The organism is Streptomyces sp. NPDC060209 (genome assembly GCF_042728155.1).
Lineage (GTDB): Bacteria > Actinomycetota > Actinomycetes > Streptomycetales > Streptomycetaceae > Streptomyces.
This window is the reverse complement of sequence record NZ_JBHWZS010000422.1, coordinates 1-6224: the sequence shown is the minus strand read 5'-3', so window position 1 is coordinate 6224 and position 6224 is coordinate 1. Positions and strand designations below refer to the sequence as shown.

Here is a 6224-nt window from a genome sequence, read left to right as displayed (position 1 = left end):
CGACTCGGCGGCGGGCCCTTTCCGCGTGGCCGTGGTGTCGTCGGCGTCGTCGAGGATGCCGGACCGCACGATGAGGACCCCGAGGTGGGTGCGGCTGGTGGCGCCGAGGGCCTGCATCAGCTTGGCGATGTGGGAGCGGCAGGTGCGGACGCTGATGCCCAGCTTGCGGGCCACCGCGTCGTCGACATGGCCCTGGCTGAGGAGCCGGGCGATGCTCTGCTGGACGGCCGTGACCTGGATTCCCGGGGTGGTCGTGGGGAGTTGCCGGGTGAGCGGGGTCGCCTGCGCCCAGAGGACCTCGTAGACCTGCACGAGGTAGCGGACGAGGGCGGGGTGGCGGATCTCCAGGGCCACGTTGCGCTCGGGAGTGGCCGGAATGTAGGCGACGGCACGGTCGAAGATGATGAGCCGTTCGACGCTCTGCTCCACGGTGCGGATCTGGAGGCAGTCGGGCGGAATCTGCGCCACGTACTCCTTGACCCGGGAGTTGTAGCGCGCCGGATGCTGGTAGATGTGCCGCAGACGGGCTCCTCCCGCGATGGCCGAACGGGCGTTGTCCAGGCCCTGCGACATGTTGTGCTCCAGCCGGTTGCCCCCGGGCTGCGCCGTCAGGACCTCCTCGCTCGCGTGGAGGGAGGCCTCCCGGAGCGCGGACACGATCAGCGGCCTCCCCGCGAGCACGGTGATGGCGAGATTCGGGTCCTCGTCGGCGACGGACGCCAGCGGCGTGAGGACCCGGCTCAGTGCGGTGCTCAGCTGTATCCGCTCGTCGATCTCGCGGGTGATGGGCTGCAGCAGATGGGCAAGCGCGGCGGACGGCGGGACGGGGCGCATCCACGCGTCGTCGCCCGTGTCGGGGTGGACGAGGGACATGTCGATCAGGCACGGTGCCGACGTCAGGGCGGTGCGGGAGACGCGGCCCTGACGGAGCGCCTCCTCGTACAGCTGGATCGCCGGTTCGCAGAGCTCCCTGGGGCCGTGCGGATGTGCCGGTTTCGTCTCATCGGTGTTCATTTGACGACCCCTCACTTTGTGCAGTGCAAAAAGATGACGGTGGCGGAAGCCGCGTCGGCGGGGGAGTGTGGGCGAGCCGGGCGAGGGGGGAACTCGCCCGGCTCGTCACGGGCGTGGCCGCGCTCTCCTCCGTTGCGCGGACAGGCCGTTCGGCTTCGGGGCGGGGGTGCCTCGGGCCTCGCACGTTCAGGAGTCCTGATCCAGGATTCCTGAACGTGCGATCAGGTAGCCGAGCTGGGCGCGGCTGGTGCTTCCCAGAGTGGCCGACAGCTTGGCGACGTGGGCCCGGCAGGTGCGGACGTTCATGCCGAGGCGTCGGGCGATGGAGTCGTCCACATGTCCTTCGACGAGGAGTTGGGCGATGGAGCGCTGGACCCCGCTGATCCCCTCGGGGGTCGGCTCGTACTTGATCTCCTCGAGCAGCGGGGCCGCCCTGGTCCAGAGCTGCTCGAAGACCTTGGCCAGGTATTCGACCAGGCCGGGGTGCCGTAGTTCCAGTGCGACCATGCGGTCGTCCTGGGCGGGAATGAAGGCGACGGTGCGGTCGAAGACGATCAGGCGCTCGATGAGTTCCTCGAGGGTGCGTATCTCCACGTGGTCGCCGGCCATGCGTTCGGCGTAGGCCAGCGTGCTCTGGCTGTGGCGCGCGGTGTGCTGGTACAGGGTGCGGATCCTGATGCCGCGGTCCACGACGGACAGGCCGCGCTCCAGGGACCTGCTGAGGATGTCCTCGGGCCTCCCGCCTCCAGGCTGGACGGTGAGGACCTCGGAGCGGCACTCCGCGGTCGCGAGGTCGAGGGACGCGTTGATCCGGTTGACGCCCTCCAGCACGGTGATGGCGTGGTTGGCCGACGGGCCCTGCGCGCTGATGTCCATGAAGGGTTCGAAGCACTCGGCCAGCGCCAGGGAGTGCCGACGGCGTTCCTGGATCTCACGTTCTATGGGATGAAGGTGCTGCGCCAGGGCCGCCGACGGTGCGACGGGGCGGAGCCAGTCCGCGGCATCGGGATCGGGGTGCAGCAGCGCGAACTCGATCAGGCAGGGTGCCGGCTCCACCTCGGCGCGGGCGATGCGTCCGGTGCGCAGCGCAATGGCGTAAAGGCGTGCTCCGTCATCACATAGTTCGGCAATCCCGTGAGGATGTGTCGGTTTTGTGGTACTTGTACCCATATCTCCACCCCCCAGGTTCCTGAACTTGCAGGAACATGATGCATCGACGCAGTGGTGTTCGAGTGCCCAGGTGAGACATCGTCTTCAGTGCGGGGGAGAAGAATCCACAAGTGAGGACGAAGCCGACTATGTACAAGCGAATGCTTCGCTCGGCGCTTGCCGCCTCGTTCGTCGCGGCCATGGGTTTCGGGCTGTCGAGCGCGGGCGACATCGGCTGGAGCAGCGAGGCGGCTGCTGCGCCCGGCGACATCGGCTGGGCCGTGCAGGCTGCCGCGCCGGGGGACATCGGTTGGGTCGCTCCCGCGAGCGGCCAGGGGGACATCGGCTGGGTCGTGCAGGCTGCCGCGCCGGGGGACATCGGCTGGATCGCCCCCACCAGTGGCCAGGGCGACATCGGCTGGTCGGCTCCGACCGACATCGGCTGGTCCACTCCGGCCCGCGCCGCGGCATGACCACCCCACCGGACGACCGCACCTTCCGGCGGGAGATGGCCACGGCATATCGCTCAGGGTGGCATTTCATCGATCTGCTCACGGCACTTACCCGCCAGGGCGATTCGTTGATGGTCACCCTGTTCGGAGAACCGATTGTCGTCGTGATGGAAACGGATGACGATATCCGTGCCTATCGCTGTCTTCGCCGGCCTCGCGGAGCGCCGCAACCGGTCCGCTGTGCCGTGAGGTACGGCATGATTTTCGTGAATCTCGATCAGCGCGACCACGAGCTGTTCGAACAAGAAGCCATTTCCGCCACCCCCCGCAGTGCCTGAACGATTCCCCCGTCGTTCCATATCGTTCCGGCACTTCCCCCACACAACGGCGCCATCGTGACCTGAACACGGTGGCGCCGTTGTGCTGCCCGGAACCAATTGAATTCGCTCAGCCTTTTCCGAGAGCCCTGTCGACGGCGATCTCGATGACGACCCGCTCGGGGTTGTGCCGCGGAGTGCGCTCGTAGCGCTCCGCGTAGCGGCGGACCGCGTCCTGGACCTCGGCGGGCTCCGTACGGACCACAGCCCGGCCCTCCAGGGTCGCCCAGCGGCGCCCCTGCATCTGGCAGACCGCGACCCGCGCCCCCTCCGGGCCCGCCGCCAGCACGTGGGCGACCTTTCTGGTGTTCCCGCCGGTGATGATGCGTGCGATCCGCGTCTCCGGGTCGTACGTCACGCCGACGGGAACCACATGCGGTGTGCCGTCCGGGCGGAGCGTCGTCAGGGTGCACACATGGCGCTCCCGCCAGAAGGCCAGGTACTCGGGTCCGGGGTTGCGTACGTCAGGCATGGGGTCAGCCTAGAGACAGGGCGAGATGCGGCGGCCCCGGGAGGCGCCGGGCCGGCCTTGAGTGGAATAGACTCAACTTTGTACCCGTTGTTCGAGTCATAGTTCTGAGAAGACCAGTACGAGGAGGAGACAACGCCCGTGGACGCCGAGCTGACCAACAAGAGCCGTGACGCCCTCAACGCGGCCACCAGCAGGGCCGTCAAGGACGGACATCCGGATCTGACCCCCGGGCACCTGCTGCTGGCACTGCTCGCGGGCGAGGACAACGCCAACATCACCGACCTGCTGGCCTCCGTCGAGGCCGACCAGGTGGTCGTGCGCGAGGAGACCGAGCGGCTCCTCGGCGCACTGCCCAGCGTCACCGGGTCGACCGTCGCGCCGCCCCAGCCCAGCCGCGAGCTGCTCGCCGTCCTCGCCGACGCCGACCAGCGCGCCAAGGAGCTCGGCGACGACTACCTCTCCACCGAGCACCTGCTCATCGCCGTCGCGGCGAAGGGCGGCCGCGCCGGTGAGATCCTCGACGGGCAGGGAGCCAGTGCGAAGAAGCTGCTGGACGCATTCGAGAAGAGCAGGGGAGGGCGCCGGGTGACCACTCCCGACCCCGAGGGCCAGTACAAGGCGCTGGAGAAGTTCGGCACCGACTTCACGGCCGCCGCGCGTGAGGGCAAGCTCGACCCGGTCATCGGCCGTGACCAGGAGATCCGCCGCGTCGTGCAGGTGCTGTCTCGCCGCACGAAGAACAACCCCGTGCTCATCGGTGAGCCCGGCGTCGGCAAGACGGCCGTCGTCGAGGGGCTCGCCCAGCGCATCGTCAAGGGCGACGTCCCCGAGTCCCTGCGGAACAAGCGGCTCGTGTCCCTGGACCTCGGTGCGATGGTCGCGGGTGCCAAGTACCGAGGTGAGTTCGAGGAACGCCTCAAGACCGTCCTCTCCGAGATCAAGGAGAGCGACGGGCAGATCATCACCTTCATCGACGAGCTGCACACCGTCGTCGGCGCGGGCGCCGGCGGCGACTCCGCGATGGACGCCGGCAACATGCTCAAGCCGATGCTCGCCCGTGGTGAGCTCCGCATGGTCGGCGCCACCACACTGGACGAGTACCGCGAGCGCATCGAGAAGGACCCCGCCCTGGAGCGCCGCTTCCAGCAGGTCATGGTCGCCGAGCCCTCGGTCGAGGACACCATCGCCATCCTGCGTGGCCTCAAGGGCCGCTACGAGGCGCACCACAAGGTCCAGATCGCCGACTCCTCGCTGGTGGCCGCCGCGACGCTCTCCGACCGCTACATCACCTCCCGGTTCCTCCCCGACAAGGCCATCGACCTCGTCGACGAGGCGGCCTCCAGGCTCCGCATGGAGATCGACTCCTCGCCCCTGGAGATCGACGAGCTCCAGCGGTCCGTCGACCGGCTGCACATGGAGGAGCTGGCGCTCAAGAACGAGACCGACGCGGGCTCCAAGCAGCGCCTGGAGAAGATCCGCCGCGACCTCGCCGACAAGGAGGAGGAGCTGCGCGGTCTCACCGCCCGCTGGGAGAAGGAGAAGCAGGGCCTGAACCGCGTCGGTGAGCTCAAGGAGCGCCTCGACGAGCTGCGCGGCCAGGCCGAGCGCGCCCAGCGCGACGGCGACTTCGACACCGCGTCCAAGCTGCTGTACGGGGAGATCCCCAGCCTGGAGCGCGAGCTGGCGGAAGCCGACGAGGCCGAGCAGGAGGCCGCCGTCGACACCATGGTGAAGGAGGAGGTCGGCCCGGACGACATCGCCGACGTCGTCGGCGCCTGGACCGGTATCCCGGCCGGACGCCTCCTGGAGGGCGAGACCCAGAAGCTGCTGCGGATGGAGTCCGAGCTGGGCAGGCGGCTGATCGGCCAGACCGAGGCCGTGCGGTCCGTGTCGGACGCCGTACGCCGCACCCGCGCGGGCATCGCGGACCCCGACCGGCCCACCGGCTCGTTCCTCTTCCTCGGCCCGACCGGGGTCGGCAAGACGGAACTGGCCAAGGCGCTCGCGGACTTCCTGTTCGACGACGAGCGGGCCATGATCCGCATCGACATGAGCGAGTACAGCGAGAAGCACAGCGTCGCCCGGCTCGTCGGGGCCCCGCCCGGCTACGTCGGCTACGAGGAGGGCGGCCAGCTGACGGAGGCGGTCCGCCGGCGCCCGTACAGCGTCGTGCTGCTGGACGAGGTCGAGAAGGCCCACCCCGAGGTCTTCGACATCCTGCTCCAGGTGCTCGACGACGGCCGGCTCACCGACGGCCAGGGCAGGACGGTGGACTTCCGCAACACCATCCTGATCCTGACGTCCAACCTGGGCAGCCAGTTCCTGGTCGACCCCTCGGCCGGGCCCGAGGAGAAGGAGGAACGGGTCCTGGAGATCGTGCGGGCCTCGTTCAAGCCGGAGTTCCTCAACCGGCTCGACGACCTGGTCGTCTTCTCCGCGCTGTCCGGTGACGAGCTGGCGCACATCGCAGGGCTCCAGGTGGCCCGGCTCGCCGGCCGGCTCGCCGACCGCCGGATCCACCTGGACGTCACCCCGGACGCCCTGGCCTGGCTGGCCGAGGAGGGCAACGACCCGGCGTACGGCGCCCGGCCGCTGCGCCGTCTCATCCAGACGGCGATCGGCGACCGGCTCGCGAAGGAGATCCTCGCGGGCGAGGTCAAGGACGGCGACACGGTCCGCGTGGACCGGTCCGGTGACGGACTGGTCGTGGGGACCGCGACGGCGGCGAAGACCCTGTAGGCGGTGGCATGTGTCCCCGGC

6 protein-coding genes are annotated in these 6224 nt (G+C 69.2%); 3 read left to right on the top strand and 3 right to left on the bottom strand.

Translation table 11 applies throughout. The features are described from left to right. Both ACFWFI_RS40120 and ACFWFI_RS40115 read right to left on the bottom strand, forming a co-directional pair. The coding region (locus ACFWFI_RS40120; RefSeq protein WP_387400470.1) for a helix-turn-helix transcriptional regulator at positions 1–1014 on the bottom strand (1014 nt) is incomplete at its 3' end. A gap of 186 nt (positions 1015–1200) precedes the next feature. Then, positions 1201–2184 carry a helix-turn-helix transcriptional regulator gene (locus ACFWFI_RS40115; RefSeq protein ID WP_387400468.1) on the bottom strand — a complete coding sequence of 328 codons (984 nt, stop codon included), beginning with the start codon at positions 2182–2184 and terminating at the stop codon, positions 1201–1203. 128 nt (positions 2185–2312) lie between these two features. Between ACFWFI_RS40115 and ACFWFI_RS40110 the strand changes: the two genes are divergently transcribed. Further along, positions 2313–2636 carry a hypothetical protein gene (locus ACFWFI_RS40110; RefSeq protein ID WP_387400466.1) on the top strand — a complete coding sequence of 108 codons (324 nt, stop codon included), beginning with the start codon at positions 2313–2315 and terminating at the stop codon, positions 2634–2636. Beyond that, positions 2633–2953, top strand: coding sequence for a Rieske (2Fe-2S) protein (locus ACFWFI_RS40105; RefSeq protein WP_033296620.1), 321 nt, complete (start codon positions 2633–2635; stop codon positions 2951–2953). Before ACFWFI_RS40110 ends, ACFWFI_RS40105 begins: the two co-directional genes overlap by 4 nt. Before the next feature lie 109 nt (positions 2954–3062). Here the strand turns inward: ACFWFI_RS40105 and ACFWFI_RS40100 are convergent, their stop codons facing one another. Next, positions 3063–3464: a pyridoxamine 5'-phosphate oxidase family protein gene (locus ACFWFI_RS40100; RefSeq protein WP_387400465.1), complete on the bottom strand. Its 402-nt coding sequence runs from the start codon at positions 3462–3464 to the stop codon at positions 3063–3065. Between the two features lie 138 nt (positions 3465–3602). Here ACFWFI_RS40100 and clpB point away from each other — a divergent pair, with 138 nt between their 5' ends. Further along, positions 3603–6203: an ATP-dependent chaperone ClpB gene (gene clpB / locus ACFWFI_RS40095; RefSeq protein ID WP_387400463.1), complete on the top strand. Its 2601-nt coding sequence runs from the start codon at positions 3603–3605 to the stop codon at positions 6201–6203. Positions 6204–6224 lie beyond the last annotated feature (21 nt).